We start from the raw sequence: 13563 nt of genomic DNA, 5'->3' as shown, positions 1-13563 counted from the left end.
GCAGACCACCGTGAATTACGACAGGCCGCAACATCCATGTGGCGCGAAATCGCTTACCTAAAAGCCGCTTAATACCTGCCTTGAATATCCAATCATGTCTCGCAGTTGGTTAAGGTTACTGCACCATCGCCTGATATATGTCGGTCGGCGACGGCAAAACGTAGACAGGAATTTCGAGTGCCCTAGTGGTGACTTCCCACACCGTGATCATCAGCACGAACACCACGAGTGGTGGCCATGCCTGATCTATAAAACCATTAGGGGCTGTGAGGCGATTGGCCAGACTAGACACTTCCATAACCCCTTTCGAGTTCCTTGCTGCCAAGACGAACGAGCTGTTCGAACCTTGGATCATTTCGGGTTTCCAGACTGCGCGGACGTGGCAGATCAACGTCGAGAATGCATGAGATGCGACCCGGCCTTGGCGTCATGACGACAATCCGGTCTGAAAGGAGGACGGCTTCGCGGATGGAATGCGTGACTAAAACGACAGTCACACCAGTTACTTCGTGAATCCGCGCCAATTCCATGTTCAACCGGTCACGCGTTATCTGATCCAGCGCCCCAAACGGCTCGTCTAGCAACAGAATGCGGGGATTGGTCGACAGGGCACGCGCAATGGCTGCGCGCTGACGCATACCGCCTGAAAGCTGGCGCGGCCATTTTTCCTTAAATCCATCAAGCCCAACCAGATTGATCAGCTCGTCGGTCTTTTTCATTCGCTCAGCGCGTGAAACGCCACGCAATTCAAGCGGAAGGGCAATATTTTCGCCAATACGACGCCATTCGAGCAGTGCCGCTTCCTGAAAAACAAAACCGATCTCACGGTTTAAACGCGCCTGCCTTGGCGTGGCGCCGCCGATTGTAATATCGCCTGACGTGGGGGAAAGAAGATCGCCCAATGTCCGAAGCAATGTACTCTTGCCGCAACCCGAAGGACCGATGAGCGAAACAAATCCACCCTCTTGAACATCAAGATTGATCTTGTCCAGCGCATGGACCGGCGTCATGCCATGTGCGGCATAAACCAGCGACACATCCTTAATCGCGACCATGGTGTTATCGCCTCGCCCATTCAAAGGTTTAGCGGAATGTGACTGGTTAACCATAACGTTTACCACCCTGGAACCAGTCGTCGAATTGCTCACGCGTGCGGACAACGACGCTTCCTTTGTTCATATAGCTTTTCAATGCGTCCCAACCATTTTCCTTGCCGTAACCACTGGCGCCATAACCGCCCCAGATGGAACGAGGATCGTTTTTATGATGATCGTTGATCCACGTGACCCCGGCCCGCACGAGGCCAGCAACCCGGTGAGCACGAAGCACGTCACGCGTCCAGATCGCAGCACCCAGCGCAAATTCCGTATCGTTGGCGAGCGCGATTGCTTCACTCTCATCTTTGAACGGTGTGACAGACACGACAGGGCCGAAAACCTCCTCTCGAAAGAGTTGGCTCGTCGGAGCAACATCGGCAAAGACGGTGGGCGGCACGTAAAAGCCACTATCAAGTCGACCTTGCATCACCAGCGGCTCGCCGCCACATAAAAGGCGCGCACCTTCCGCTCTTGCGATCTCAATAAAGCGCATGCACCGATCGCGCGAAGCTGCCGAGATCACCGGACCAAGATCGGTCGCTTCATCGGCCGGATCCCCAATCCGAAGATTGGCTACCCTGTCAGCAAGCCGCGCCAGGAACTCTGGATAGATCGATTGCTGGACCAGAAATCGCGAACCAGACACGCAGGTCTGTCCAGCCGCAACGAAGCCCGAAAATAGAGCACCAGCTACGGCTTCGTCGAGTTTTGCATCATCGAATATCAGAACTGGCGTTTTGCCACCCAATTCCAATGTGCATGGCACGAGACGTTCGGCTGCCGCTGCTGCGACCCGTTTGCCGGTCGCTGTGCCTCCGGTAAGGTCGATGCGAGCGACGTGCGGATTGGCAACCAAAGCGGCACCCGCTTTGGCGCCGCCTGTAACCACATTGACCACACCATCCGGAAAACCTGCTTCTCGCACCCATTCTGCGATAAACAGAGGTGTTACCGGTGCAAGTTCAGACGGTTTGACGACGATGGTGTTACCAGCTGCGAGCGCTGCCGCGAGTTTTTTCACCAGTATGAGGATAGGATGGTTCCACGGCGTCAGAAGGGCACAGACGCCAAATGGACGATACTGCGTATAGGTTAGAAACCCGCCCTTCACGCGATTGGATTCACCTTCAAGACCCAGAATAATCCCGGCAAAATAGTCCAGCCATTCAGGAATGCGTGTCATCTGCGCGCGCATCTCGCGCACCGGCCTGCCAGTAATCGCCGATTCCAATTCTGCAAGTTCACCCATTCGGTTGCGTATAATGTCGGCCAAGCGGCGCGAACAAGCAGCACGCATATCCGTATCAGTTTCGGCCCAAGCTGGGAATGCCGCCGCCGCTGCTGCACAGGCGGCATTGACTTCTTCAACACCGGCATCAGAAACAGTCGCTATGATTTCGGACGTGGACGGACTAAGCACGTCCATGCGGTTCGTATTCGCGTCATACCAGTTCCCTGCGATATGCAGCGGAAAATCCGCAATTCCATCCCGGTAAAATGAGAGTGAATAAGCCATGCTCTTACCCGTGCTTCCGCTGGAACGAACATCCAGCATCGGCCGGATGGGAACACGGATTGCACAACTCGCCAAGTTTTAGGCAACAGAAGAGTGCGGCAGGGTAAGGCGCGCGCTTGCCGCACCAGACCCGCTGATGTTCAATCATTATCTTTCCCCTACTGGCAGCTTCCCACCTTCAGCAAAAAGGGTTTATAGCTCCCTTGAACCGCGGTAGAATTATTGTATTAGCAGTGTATACATGAACAATAATTTGCGCATAATGCAAGCAGATAAATCGTCAAAGTGTAAAAAAAAAGGATCACGCATGAAAGCTGCAAAAAAATTGAGCACAGCCAGCGCAGTGAGCCAAAAAAATGATCTGATTGCACAAAAGCGATACAGCACGCTCGGTGGAAGCATCACCGATCAGATCGAGACACAGATTGTGGAAGGCCAGCTCAAACCAGGCGAGAAGCTTGATGAAGTGCTCCTAGGCAACCAGCTTTCTGTTTCGCGCACGCCGATTCGCGAAGCGCTGCGCGTATTGGCGGCCAAGGGTTTGGTTGAGTTTCGCCCCCGCATCGGCGCTATCGTCGCCTGTCCGACTGTCGGCGATGTCATGGACCTTTTTGAACTGGTGGCAGAACTCGAAGGTGTCGCCGCGCGTCTTGCGGCCGAGCGCATGACGGATGAAGACAAACAGCGTATTGTGGATGCGCATGCCGCGTGTCAAACTGCAGCGGTTACATTCGATCCGCAAAAATATTACGAAACCAATGGAGAATTCCACGCAGCAATCAGGCATGCTGCACATAACAAAATGTTGTTCGAACAAACGGAACTACTAGATAAACGCCTTTCTCCATATAGACGTTTTATCACTTTTCAGCCGGATCGAACTGAAACTGCTCTACGCGAACACGTAGCAGTCTATAACGCCATCATGGCACGCAAAGGTGATAGTGCAGAACAGGCAATGCGTGATCACGTGCAGGTTCTAGCTGAAGAATCTCTTGCACTCGCAAAAAGCTTGCGCTTTTGAAACACAAATCGATTTTGTTGATTTTCACGTAGAAGTGAGAGTGAGCCGGATTTTTCACCAAGAACTGAGCCACTGTTGATTGCGGCACTGGAACCTTAACAGTACTGTAACTTTAACCTGAGTATAGGGCAGTTTCCGGTCTCTGAGAGTGTTCTTATGTGGTTTTCAAGCAAGATGGGGTGGTTGCCGCCCTCCGCGACGGCATCCAGATATGCCAAGATAGTGGTGTTTCAATCTGAGAGCGTAAGGACGGCGACCATGTCGAAGATTATTATGATTGAAGTTGATCTAGCGAAGAATGTTTTCCAACTGCACGCCGCGTTGATGACGGGAGAGTTGGTGTTTCGCAAGAAGCTTTCCCGGCAGAATTTTCAGAAATTTATGGCCAATGTCAACGGCGGATTAAAAACCGGCCACGGGGCGGAGCAAAAGTCGGCCAGCTTGGCGCCGGCCTGAGACCGCCGGGAGGGCTTAAGCCCGAGCGGGGGTCTCAGGCCGGCGCGGCGATTTTTAGCCGACCTTTCTGGCGCGGCTCTGGGCGAGACGATAGCTGTCGCCGTTCATCTCGAGAATGTTGACGTGATGGGTAATGCGATCGAGCAATGCGCCGGTGAGGCGCTCGGACCCCAGGGTTTCCGTCCATTCATCAAAAGGCAGATTGCTGGTGATCAGAGTAGCGCCGCGCTCGTAGCGTTGGGATATCAGCTCGAACAGCAACTCCGCGCCGGTCTTTGACAGCGGCACGAAGCCCGACTCGTCGATGATGAGCAGCTTGTAGGCGGCCATCTGCTTCTGGAAGCGCAATCGACTTGAAACGAAAACGCGCAACGGCAAGCAGGGTCGAATAGCCGATTATCTCACACGCCTCGACGAACTCGGCTATCTGCCGTTCGCGCGGACCAGATGTCAGCTTCTGTTCCATCTCATCAGCAGGTTCTACGAGCGCACCTAGATCATCGTCACGACGAACCTGGCATTCGGTGTATGGTCGTCGGTGTTCAGTGACGCCAAGATGACAACGGCACTTCTCGACCGCCTGACCCATCACTGCGAGATCGTGGAAACGGGAAATGAATCGTGGCGCTTCAAAAACCGCTCTCAAAGCTCACATGAGGATTTCGTCGTCAAGATCAATCATTGTTCCATAGCTTGTCCCCTTCGATTTTGTATCGAACCCATGGTCTGAGCCATCTTGCTTGACGCGGCACGTTTCCGTCACCGGTTCAAACTCACATACGGTCGCCGTTTTGTCCGGCAGCACCATCATCCCGCTTGCGTAGCGGCAAGGCTCAGGAGAACGGGACCAATCTAAAGCGCGGCATTTGAAGCCCGACTTTGAGGCGGTTCGCTCAACTGGATCCGCCAGGAGGGTGTTGTCACGTTAACTGGGCTACAGTTGCCTGCCTGACGGTTTGGGCGTAAATTTTGGCGATGCAGACATCAGATATCATCTTCAAGCGTCACCGTTTTCCGCCACAGATTATTGCTCATGCGGTGTGGCTTTATCTGCGGTTCAACCTTAGTCTGCGTGAAGTTGAAGAAATGCTGCTTGAGCGTGGAATTGACGTATCATACGAGACAGTTCGTCGTTGGATCGCCAAGTTCGGACCCCAGATCACACGCAACTTGCGGCGGCGTCAGGCGCGCCCCGGCGATATTTGGTATTTGGACGAAGTGGTCGTCAAATGCGCTGGAGAGAAATTCTGGCTCTGGCGTGCGGTGGATCAACATGGCTCCGTTCTCGAAGAAATCTTGCAGAAGCGGCGTGAAAAAAGGGCGGCAAAGCGACTGCTCGTGGCGTTAATGAAGCGCTATGGCTTTGCTCCCAAACGGATCATCACCGATAAGCTCCGCTCCTACGGTGCAGCAAAGGCAGAAGTGGCACCCGGCCTTGACCATTGGTCGCACAAGGGCCTCAATAATCGGGCCGAAAATAGCCATCTGCCGTTTAGGAAACGGGAGCGAACCATGCAAGGTCATCGGTCGCCTGGAGCGTTGCAACGGTTCGTCTCCATGCACTCGGCGACCCGCAATTGTTTCTCTGTTCCATCTCGTCGCCTAGCCGCACACACAATTCGCTACCATCGCCTCGAAGCTTTCGATGCATGGAAAATTGCGGCCTGTTTCGCCTGAATATCTACGAGCCACGGGCCTTTCCGGTCAGAGAAACTTAACGTGACAACACCGCTATCGGCGCTGCTCAACCGGCGCGGCTTCGAGTTTCGCGCCGTAGCCGCAATCGAAAAATCGAAACGCATGCGGCAGGCTCTGTCGCTTGTTCTGTGCGACATCGACCACTTCAAGGTAATCAATGATACGCATGGTCATGCGCTGGGAGATCGCGTCATCGCGGCTTTCTCTGCCGAGTTGCGCAAGGCAGCGAATGCCAAGGGCGGGATTGCCGCGCGTATAGGCGGCGAGGAATTCGCGATCATTCTGCCGGGCAACACGATCCAGTCCGCATGGCGATTTGCAGACAAGACCCGACTTGATTGTCGCGATGTCCATATTTCCGGCAGGAATGGCGGGATTGAATTCACCGCGAGCTTCGGCATCGCGGAAATGGAATTCGACGATGTGTTTTCCGATCTCTACAAGCGGGCCGACGGGGCGCTTTACGAAGCGAAGAAGGGCGGGCGTAACTGCGTCCGCAGCGCTCTGCCGATATTGGTGGACGAAAACATCGTGGAATTCCGCTCAAAGGCCGGGCGTTGAACGAATTCTAATGATAGCCGCAGCCCGCATGGTCGAGAACCGGTGTTTCCCCGCGGTCAATTCCATACATGAAAGAGCGCCCGCGCAGCACGACTGCGCTTTCGCAATTGCTGTTGGGCTTGGCGACGATATAGGCAACTGCGTGATCCCGTGGCGCGGTAATCAGCTTCATGCGTTGCGGCGAAGACAAAAATGACTTCTGTGTTGCGCCGACCCGGATGATTCTGGCGCCGTTATCCGGCATCTGGATGACAAGATTGCCCGATGCGTCGACGGAGCGCACAGCTTCCTCGGCAAGCGCGGGACCGGCCAGCGCAAGAACGCCGACGGCTACGAGACCAAGCATTATCCGTTTGCGGTTTGCCATCGTTGATCGAGCCTTATCACGCATGATCCCAAAGAGAATGAGGACTATCTTAACTCTTTCTTTACCTTTGTCATCCGTGCTGGCTAAAATCGAACCGGTCTTCCCGTGCGCTACTGCTTCGCAGGTCGCAGGCGGAAGAACTGGAAACGCCAAGGAACGTCCAATGACCAAAGATCATGCCGTCGATATTGCGCTGCTCCATCTGCGTGATGCCCACGAATTCGCGCCGTTGCTGGCAAGCTATGCGCAGGCGCTGAAGCGCGGCGCTCCACGCCGTCCCGACGATTTTTATGCCGAGCACCTGCTTCAGGACCGCGCTGCTGAAACGCTGGGGGCCAGGGTTGACGGAAATCTGGTCGGCTTCGTGATTTTCTATGATCTGCCCGAACCCGTGACGGGCCTGCGTGCGGGACAGGTGGACCATATCTATGTGCATCACGATCATCGTGGAAAGGGCATCGCCAAGGCGCTGATCGACGTGCTGGCCGACAAGGCCGAGGAGCGTAGCTGGTCCAAGCTGGTGCTCAATGCGCCGCGCGTGCCGGAAGACGGTCGCAAGCTCTATGAACAGATCGCCACGGCTGCCGACTGGTCGAGCTATGTGATTCGATTCGGCAATTAATCGATTTCTCAAAAGTTGATGAAATTACACATGTTTTTGCCGGTTGCGGCGTTCAATCGTTTGAATGCCGCAATCACGCGAATGTGTCGCCCAGGTGCGACCAATTGTTAGTCTTTTCGTGAAAAAGCTTCTTTGACGTGATGGTAAAAGCGCAGTAGAAAGCGCCACATAGGGCCGTACGCCACGGCCCTGCCATATTTTATTGGGTCGTACCGGCGCGGGATCGTAAAGTCCGGTTCCCTGCGCTTTGGACGACGTCGAACGAGGGTTCGGGAGAACCCGCCATCTGGCTGCTTCGCTGATCTTCGTCTGCGGGGTGTGGCCGGAGAGAAACGTCAGGGAAGCCTACAGAGCCATGACACAACCGACTGTAACGCGCCAGCGTCCTTTGTCGCCGCACCTGTCCATCTACAAGCCGGTCATTACGATGACGATGTCCATCGTTCATCGCATCACAGGCGGCGCACTTTACTTCGGCACACTTTTGCTGGCGGCCTGGCTGATTTCGGCCGCAGTCAGCGAAGAGTGCTTCAATATCGTCAATGCATTGTTCTCGTCCTGGATCGGTCGCCTGATCCTGTTCGGCTATACCTGGGCACTTTTGCACCATCTGGCTGGTGGCGTTCGTCACCTGATCTGGGATACGGGCGCTGGTCTTGAAAAGCACACAGCTTCGAAGATCGCCTGGGCGACCGTCGTTTTCTCCGTCATCGCCACGATCCTCGTCTGGGTCGTTGCCTATTCGGTGCGCTAAGGGGAGCTGGTTTCATGAACGGTATGAACAATGACATGCGTACCCCGCTCGGCAAGGTCCGGGGTCTGGGATCTGCCAAGGAAGGCACCGGTCATTTCTGGTATCAGCGCCTGAGCGCCGTCGCTCTTGTGCCGCTGGTCATGTTTTTCATCGGTCTGGTCATTTCGCTCAATGGCGCAAGCTATGCGGAAGTCCGGGCTGCCCTGTCGCATCCCTTCACGGCCATCGTGATGGCGCTGTTCGTTCTGACCGGCGTCTATCACATGCGTCTTGGTATGCAGGTCATTATTGAAGATTATGCGCATAGCGAAGGCATGAAGGTCGTGCTGGTGATGCTGAACACCTTCTTTACGGCGGTGGTCGGCTTTGCCTGCATCTTTGCGATCATCAAGCTGAGCTTCGGAGGTTGATAGCCCGATGGCTAGTGCAGTAAACAACGCGGCTGACGCCGCTGTGGCAAGCAAATATACCTATGTCGATCACAAGTTCGACGTGGTGGTGGTTGGAGCCGGTGGCGCAGGCTTGCGCGCAACGCTCGGCATGGCCGAGCAGGGCCTGAAGACGGCCTGTATCACCAAGGTTTTCCCAACCCGTTCACACACGGTTGCCGCACAGGGCGGCATTGCCGCTTCGCTCAAGAATATGGGCCCGGATAGCTGGCAGTGGCATATGTACGATACCGTCAAGGGATCGGACTGGCTCGGCGACACCGATGCGATGGAATATCTGGCGCGTGAAGCGCCTGCCGCCGTCTACGAACTGGAACACTACGGTGTGCCTTTCTCACGTACCGAAGAAGGCAAGATCTATCAGCGCCCGTTCGGCGGTCACATGCAGAATTTCGGCGATGGCCCTCCGGTTCAGCGCACCTGCGCTGCTGCCGACCGTACCGGCCACGCGATCCTGCATACGCTCTATGGCCAGTCGCTCAAGAACAATGCGCAGTTCTTCATCGAATATTTCGCGCTTGATCTCATCATGACTGACGGTGTCTGCACCGGCGTCGTGGCGTGGAACCTCGATGATGGCACCATCCATCGCTTCTCCGCCAAGATGGTGGTTCTGGCGACGGGCGGTTATGGCCGTGCTTATTTCTCGGCAACCTCTGCCCATACCTGCACCGGCGACGGTGGCGGCATGGTTGCACGTGCCGGCCTGCCGCTGCAGGACATGGAATTCGTGCAGTTCCATCCGACCGGTATTTACGGCGCTGGCTGCCTGATTACTGAAGGCGCACGCGGTGAAGGCGGCTATCTGGTCAATTCTGAAGGCGAACGCTTCATGGAGCGTTACGCGCCTTCTGCCAAGGATCTTGCCTCGCGTGACGTCGTCTCGCGCTGCATGACCATGGAAATCCGTGCCGGTCGCGGCGTCGGCAAGGCCAAGGATCACATCTTCCTGCATCTCGACCATCTCGATCCGGCTGTTCTGCATGAACGCCTGCCGGGCATTTCGGAATCGGCCAAGATTTTTGCGGGCGTTGACGTGACCAAGGAACCGATCCCGGTTCTGCCGACCGTTCACTATAATATGGGCGGCATTCCGACCAACTATTGGGGCGAAGTGCTGAACCCGACTGAAGCCGATCCGGACCGCGTACAGCCGGGCCTGATGGCTGTCGGCGAAGCGGGCTGCGCTTCGGTGCATGGTGCAAACCGTCTCGGCTCCAACTCGCTGATCGATCTGGTCGTGTTCGGCCGCGCGGCTGCAATCCGCGCCGGTCAGGTCATCGACCGCAAGTCGAAGATCCCGGACCTGGACCTCGCCGCCTGTGACAAGATCATGGAACGCTTCGACCGCCTGCGTTTTGCCAACGGCTCCCAGCCAACCGCAGAACTGCGCGAGAAGATGCAACGCACCATGCAGGAAGATGCCGCTGTGTTCCGCACATCGGAATCGCTCAAGCAGGGCGTCGAGCGCATGGAAAAGCTCTGGCACGAACTGCCGGACATCAAGGTCACTGACCGTTCAATGATCTGGAATTCCGATCTCGTTGAAACGCTTGAGCTGGAAAACCTGATGGCCAATGCGCTGACGACGGTTGTTTCCGCCGAAGCGCGTCAGGAAAGCCGCGGCGCTCATGCGCATGAGGATTTCCCGGATCGCAACGATGCCGTGTGGCGCAAGCACACCCTGTCCTGGCTGTCGCCGGATGGCAAGGTCAAGCTTGACTACCGCCCTGTCCACCTCGATCCGTTGACGACGGAAGAGGAAGGCGGCATCAGCCTCGCCAAGATTGCGCCGAAGAAGCGCGTTTACTAATCAAGGGAAAGAGCAATGGTTGAACTCGCACTTCCCAAGAATTCGCGCCCGCAAGAGGGCAAGACCTGGCCGCGCCCCGACGGTGCGAAGCGGGTCACCGAATTCCGCATCTATCGCTGGTCGCCGGATGACGACGCCAATCCAAGCATCGACACTTATTATGTCGACCGCGACGATTGCGGTCCGATGGTTCTGGATGGTCTGCTCTATATCAAGAACAAGATCGACCCGACGCTGACGCTGCGCCGGTCATGCCGTGAAGGCATTTGCGGTTCCTGCGCCATGAATATCGACGGCGCAAACACGCTTGCCTGCACCAAGGGCATGGACGACATCAAGGGCGCCATCAAGGTTTATCCGCTGCCGCATATGCCGGTGGTGAAGGACCTTGTGCCGGACCTCACCAATTTCTACGCTCAGCATCGTTCCATTGAGCCTTGGCTCAAGACGGTTTCGCCGGAGCCGCAGAAGGAGTGGCTGCAGAGCCATGAGGACCGTCAGAAACTCGACGGTCTCTACGAGTGCATTCTGTGCGCCTGCTGCTCGACGTCGTGCCCAAGCTACTGGTGGAACGGCGACCGTTATCTCGGCCCTGCCGTGCTGCTTCAGGCCTATCGCTGGCTGATCGATAGCCGCGACGAAGCCAAGGGCGAACGCCTCGATAATCTCGAGGACCCGTTCCGGCTCTATCGCTGCCACACGATCATGAATTGCGCGCAGACCTGCCCGAAGGGCTTGAACCCTGCCAAGGCGATTGCCGAGATTAAGAAAATGATGGTCGAGCGCCGCGTGTAATCGCGGCTATCGCTATCAGTTTGAATGAGGGGATGGTGCAAACCTTCCCCTTTTTCTTGATCAGAGCTCTGGTTGCCGTCGCAGAAGGCTTGATCTTTGTGAAGGTGCCGATATCTCATTGGAGAATAGATCCATCGGAGACAGGGTAATCATGCTCGATCATATTGGTTTCAACATTTCCAGCATGCCCAAGTCGCGGGGTTTTTATGATGCGGCATTAGCACCGCTGGGCATTTCCCGTGCTATGGAGTTTGGCGACTGGGTGGGATACGGGCGCAACGGCAAGCCGGAATTCTGGATCGGCAAGCAGAAAGGCGCCAAACTGGAGGGCGTGCTTCACGTCGCTTTCTCGGCTGGAACCCGCTCCGAGGTCGACCGCTTTTATGAAGCGGCCATTGCCGCCGGTGGCGCCGACAACGGCAAGCCAGGCCTGCGGCCCGACTATCACCCTGATTATTACGCTGCCTTTGTGACCGACCCGGATGGGCACAATATCGAAGCAGTCTGCCACCTGCCCGAATGAAAAAGCGGGCTTGCGCCCGCTCATCATTTCCGTGTCTTGAACTCGCTCAGACCAGCTTTGCATCCAGCGTAACCTCGATGGCACCCAGTGCTTTCGAGAGCGGACAGGACTGCTTGGCCTTGTTGGCGAGAGCCTCAAAATCTTCGACCGAGATGCCTGGAATAGTCGCGTTGAGTGTCAGCGCACTGCGGCTGATCTCAAAGCCGCCACCGGCTGCGGGGCCGACAGTAACTGCTGCCGTTGCTTCCAGTTTTTCCGGAGGTGTTCCGTGTTCCGTCAGGAGTGCGGAAAGCTGCATGGCAAAGCAGCCAGCATGGGCAGCGCCCAGAAGTTCTTCCGGATTGGTGCCGGAGCGACCGCTTTCGTCCTGAAAACGAGCCTTGAAATCATAAGGCAGGTCCTTCAGCGCACCGCTTTGCGTGTTGAGGGTGCCTTTGCCCTCCTTCAGCGTGCCTTGCCAGATGGCGGTTGCTTTTCTGTCCATGGGAAGCTCTCCTCTCGGTTGGGATTTCCGCTACCGATATAGGGCGCTTGACCACGGCTTCCAGCAATCAACCAGAACTTGGCGAGAATTCAGATAGCCTGTCCCTTCAACAAGCGCGGCGTATCGCCCGAAAGACCGGCGGCCTGCTTGATGAAGAAGGATTTCAGTGTCGGCACCCGGTCGACGAGTCCCAGACCAATATCGCGGATAGAGCGGATGGCCGGGTTGTCGTTGGAGAAAAGCTTGGTCAGGATGTCCGTCGTCACACCCATCTGCACGGTATCGAAGCGACGCCAGGACTGATAACGCTCCAGAGCGGCAAATGAACCGATGTCGAGGCCGAGGCGATCCGTTTCGACCACGACTTCGGCAATTGCGGCGGCATCCCGGAAGCCAAGATTGAGGCCCTGACCGGCAATCGGGTGGATACGGTGCGCCGCATCGCCCACCAGCACGAAACGTGGCTTCACGAATTCACGTGCCAGCGTCAGGCCGAGGGGGAAGGCGCGGCGCGGTCCTTCGACATGCAGGGCACCGAGACGATGACCGAAGCGCTGTTCCAGTTCTGCTTCGAATACGAAGTCGTCTTCGCGGATGAGGCGTTCGGCATCCGATGTGCGCTCGGTCCAGACTAGGGAGCTGCGATTGCCCTTCAACGGAAGGATCGCAAATGGACCGGCTGGCAAAAAGTGTTCGTCCGCCCGGCCGCCATGCGGCAGTTCATGGGCGACATTGCACACGATGCCGGACTGGCCGTAATCCCAGTTGACCGTCTTGATGCCAGCAAGATCACGCAGGCGGGAGCGCGCACCATCGGCAGCAATCAGCAGGCGTGTTTCAAGCGCGTCTCCGTTGGAAAGAGTGACTGTCACACCTTCAGGGAGAGTGTTGAAATTCTCTACGCTGGTGGCTTCAAGGAAGACGATTCCGAGCGCTTCAGCCCTATTGTGGAGGGCAGTGTTGAGGACACGGTTTTCAACCATATGTGCAAAGGGTTCGCCGGGTTCGACTTCACCTTCGAAAGTGAGAAACACCGGGCGCACGGGATCGGAAGTACGCGAATCGGTGATGACCATTTCCGTGATGGGCTGGGCTTCGGGGAGGATTTCCTGCCAGCAGCCGAGCTGGTCCAGCATGCGCGATGCAGCAGCGGCAATCGAGGAAGCACGCGGGTCGTTCTTCCAGGCACCGGCCGGTGCACCGTCGATGACAGTGACGGATAGATGCGGCGCCGCCGATTTGATCGCAACCGCCGTAACGAGCCCGACATAGCCACCGCCTGCAATCACCACATCGTTATTGCGTGGAGCTTCCGCATTTTTCTGGCCAGCCATTGTCGTTCCTTTCCAGAATCCGTCTTTCGCGCAGTGTTTTGGCATATATCGTCGCGTATGAAACCCGATA

The 13563-nt window shown here is 56.3% G+C and carries 16 protein-coding genes and 2 pseudogenes; 11 read left to right on the top strand and 7 right to left on the bottom strand.

All coding sequences use genetic code 11. From position 1 onward, the window contains the following. Positions 1-115 precede the first annotated feature (115 nt). The 3 genes from F9K91_RS26035 to F9K91_RS20450 are packed head-to-tail and all read right to left on the bottom strand — an operon-like array spanning position 116 to position 2613. Complete coding sequence (locus tag F9K91_RS26035; RefSeq protein ID WP_167522241.1) at positions 116-298, bottom strand: hypothetical protein; 183 nt, start codon at positions 296-298, stop codon at positions 116-118. After that, positions 285-1055: an ABC transporter ATP-binding protein gene (locus F9K91_RS20455; RefSeq protein WP_151678596.1), complete on the bottom strand. Its 771-nt coding sequence runs from the start codon at positions 1053-1055 to the stop codon at positions 285-287. The genes F9K91_RS26035 and F9K91_RS20455 overlap by 14 nt, the downstream gene beginning before the upstream one ends. Positions 1056-1101: 46 nt before the next feature. After that, complete coding sequence (locus F9K91_RS20450; RefSeq protein WP_151678595.1) at positions 1102-2613, bottom strand: aldehyde dehydrogenase family protein; 1512 nt, start codon at positions 2611-2613, stop codon at positions 1102-1104. 307 nt (positions 2614-2920) lie between these two features. Between F9K91_RS20450 and F9K91_RS20445 the strand changes: the two genes are divergently transcribed. Next, positions 2921-3637: a GntR family transcriptional regulator gene (locus F9K91_RS20445; RefSeq protein WP_167522239.1), complete on the top strand. Its 717-nt coding sequence runs from the start codon at positions 2921-2923 to the stop codon at positions 3635-3637. 258 nt (positions 3638-3895) lie between these two features. Beyond that, on the top strand, positions 3896-4093 hold the full coding sequence (locus F9K91_RS26185; RefSeq protein WP_208852716.1) for a hypothetical protein: 198 nt from the start codon (positions 3896-3898) through the stop codon (positions 4091-4093). Positions 4094-4147: 54 nt separating this feature from the next. On the opposite strand, the pseudogene F9K91_RS20435 reads toward F9K91_RS26185, so the two are convergent. Then, positions 4148-4441: pseudogene (locus F9K91_RS20435) on the bottom strand (ATP-binding protein); the annotation flags it as partial. Between F9K91_RS20435 and F9K91_RS20430 the strand changes: the two are divergent. The 3 genes and pseudogenes from F9K91_RS20430 to F9K91_RS20420 form a co-directional block, all read left to right on the top strand. Continuing rightward, positions 4440-4823, top strand: a pseudogene (locus tag F9K91_RS20430) (ATP-binding protein); the annotation flags it as partial. The pseudogenes F9K91_RS20435 and F9K91_RS20430 overlap by 2 nt on opposite strands. Before the next feature lie 245 nt (positions 4824-5068). Beyond that, positions 5069-5770, top strand: a complete 702-nt coding sequence (locus tag F9K91_RS20425) for an IS6 family transposase (protein WP_151678593.1) — start codon at positions 5069-5071, stop codon at positions 5768-5770. A 42-nt stretch (positions 5771-5812) separates the two neighbouring features. Next, positions 5813-6352: a GGDEF domain-containing protein gene (locus F9K91_RS20420; RefSeq protein WP_235913315.1), complete on the top strand. Its 540-nt coding sequence runs from the start codon at positions 5813-5815 to the stop codon at positions 6350-6352. Between the two features lie 7 nt (positions 6353-6359). Here the strand turns inward: F9K91_RS20420 and F9K91_RS20415 are convergent, their stop codons facing one another. Then, positions 6360-6698 (bottom strand): hypothetical protein, encoded by a 339-nt coding sequence (locus F9K91_RS20415; protein WP_235913313.1) that lies wholly within the window; start codon positions 6696-6698, stop codon positions 6360-6362. Between the two features lie 184 nt (positions 6699-6882). On the opposite strand from F9K91_RS20415, the gene F9K91_RS20410 reads away from it, so the two are divergent. The 6 genes from F9K91_RS20410 to F9K91_RS20380 all read left to right on the top strand — a co-directional run bounded on the left by F9K91_RS20410 (position 6883) and on the right by F9K91_RS20380 (position 11675). Beyond that, a complete protein-coding gene (locus F9K91_RS20410) occupies positions 6883-7341 on the top strand; it encodes a GNAT family N-acetyltransferase (protein ID WP_006470954.1) in 459 nt (152 codons plus the stop codon). 355 nt (positions 7342-7696) lie between these two features. Continuing rightward, positions 7697-8095 carry a succinate dehydrogenase, cytochrome b556 subunit gene (gene sdhC / locus F9K91_RS20400; RefSeq protein WP_151555384.1) on the top strand — a complete coding sequence of 133 codons (399 nt, stop codon included), beginning with the start codon at positions 7697-7699 and terminating at the stop codon, positions 8093-8095. A gap of 14 nt (positions 8096-8109) precedes the next feature. Next, positions 8110-8505, top strand: coding sequence for a succinate dehydrogenase, hydrophobic membrane anchor protein (gene sdhD / locus F9K91_RS20395; protein WP_061344523.1), 396 nt, complete (start codon positions 8110-8112; stop codon positions 8503-8505). A 7-nt stretch (positions 8506-8512) separates the two neighbouring features. After that, positions 8513-10357, top strand: coding sequence for a succinate dehydrogenase flavoprotein subunit (sdhA, locus tag F9K91_RS20390; RefSeq protein ID WP_061344522.1), 1845 nt, complete (start codon positions 8513-8515; stop codon positions 10355-10357). A gap of 15 nt (positions 10358-10372) precedes the next feature. Then, the gene (locus tag F9K91_RS20385) at positions 10373-11152 is read left to right on the top strand and encodes a succinate dehydrogenase iron-sulfur subunit (protein ID WP_010657572.1); all 780 of its coding nucleotides are present in this window, start codon (positions 10373-10375) and stop codon (positions 11150-11152) included. A gap of 151 nt (positions 11153-11303) precedes the next feature. Then, entirely contained in the window at positions 11304-11675 is a 372-nt protein-coding gene (locus F9K91_RS20380; RefSeq protein ID WP_151555383.1) for a VOC family protein, read from the top strand. A gap of 46 nt (positions 11676-11721) precedes the next feature. On the opposite strand, the gene F9K91_RS20375 is transcribed toward F9K91_RS20380, so the two are convergent. Together F9K91_RS20375 and F9K91_RS20370 are read right to left on the bottom strand one after the other, a co-directional pair. Continuing rightward, entirely contained in the window at positions 11722-12159 is a 438-nt protein-coding gene (locus F9K91_RS20375; protein WP_061344520.1) for an OsmC family protein, read from the bottom strand. 89 nt (positions 12160-12248) lie between these two features. Continuing rightward, positions 12249-13493 (bottom strand): ubiquinone biosynthesis hydroxylase, encoded by a 1245-nt coding sequence (locus tag F9K91_RS20370; RefSeq protein WP_151555382.1) that lies wholly within the window; start codon positions 13491-13493, stop codon positions 12249-12251. Between the last annotated feature and the right edge of the window lie 70 nt (positions 13494-13563).

This window comes from Brucella tritici (genome assembly GCF_008932295.1).
Taxonomy (GTDB): domain Bacteria; phylum Pseudomonadota; class Alphaproteobacteria; order Rhizobiales; family Rhizobiaceae; genus Brucella; species Brucella tritici.
Note: the sequence above shows the minus strand (reverse complement) of the source record. Positions and strands in the feature narration are given on the sequence as shown.

Excerpts from the sequence above, each read along its gene's own strand:
- F9K91_RS20385 (WP_010657572.1), top strand. The coding sequence starts at position 10,373 with ATGGTTGAACTCGCACTTCCCAAGAATTCGCGCCCGCAAGAGGGCAAG.
- F9K91_RS20445 (WP_167522239.1), top strand. The coding sequence starts at position 2,921 with ATGAAAGCTGCAAAAAAATTGAGCACAGCCAGCGCAGTGAGCCAAAAA.
- F9K91_RS20425 (WP_151678593.1), top strand. The coding sequence starts at position 5,069 with ATGCAGACATCAGATATCATCTTCAAGCGTCACCGTTTTCCGCCACAG.
- F9K91_RS20410 (WP_006470954.1), top strand. The coding sequence starts at position 6,883 with ATGACCAAAGATCATGCCGTCGATATTGCGCTGCTCCATCTGCGTGAT.
- F9K91_RS20370 (WP_151555382.1), bottom strand. The coding sequence starts at position 13,493 with ATGGCTGGCCAGAAAAATGCGGAAGCTCCACGCAATAACGATGTGGTG.
- sdhD (WP_061344523.1), top strand. The coding sequence starts at position 8,110 with ATGAACGGTATGAACAATGACATGCGTACCCCGCTCGGCAAGGTCCGG.
- F9K91_RS20415 (WP_235913313.1), bottom strand. The coding sequence starts at position 6,698 with ATGCTTGGTCTCGTAGCCGTCGGCGTTCTTGCGCTGGCCGGTCCCGCG.
- F9K91_RS26185 (WP_208852716.1), top strand. The coding sequence starts at position 3,896 with ATGTCGAAGATTATTATGATTGAAGTTGATCTAGCGAAGAATGTTTTC.
- sdhC (WP_151555384.1), top strand. The coding sequence starts at position 7,697 with ATGACACAACCGACTGTAACGCGCCAGCGTCCTTTGTCGCCGCACCTG.
- F9K91_RS20450 (WP_151678595.1), bottom strand. The coding sequence starts at position 2,613 with ATGGCTTATTCACTCTCATTTTACCGGGATGGAATTGCGGATTTTCCG.
- F9K91_RS20380 (WP_151555383.1), top strand. The coding sequence starts at position 11,304 with ATGCTCGATCATATTGGTTTCAACATTTCCAGCATGCCCAAGTCGCGG.
- F9K91_RS20375 (WP_061344520.1), bottom strand. The coding sequence starts at position 12,159 with ATGGACAGAAAAGCAACCGCCATCTGGCAAGGCACGCTGAAGGAGGGC.
- sdhA (WP_061344522.1), top strand. The coding sequence starts at position 8,513 with ATGGCTAGTGCAGTAAACAACGCGGCTGACGCCGCTGTGGCAAGCAAA.
- F9K91_RS20455 (WP_151678596.1), bottom strand. The coding sequence starts at position 1,055 with ATGGTCGCGATTAAGGATGTGTCGCTGGTTTATGCCGCACATGGCATG.
- F9K91_RS26035 (WP_167522241.1), bottom strand. The coding sequence starts at position 298 with ATGGAAGTGTCTAGTCTGGCCAATCGCCTCACAGCCCCTAATGGTTTT.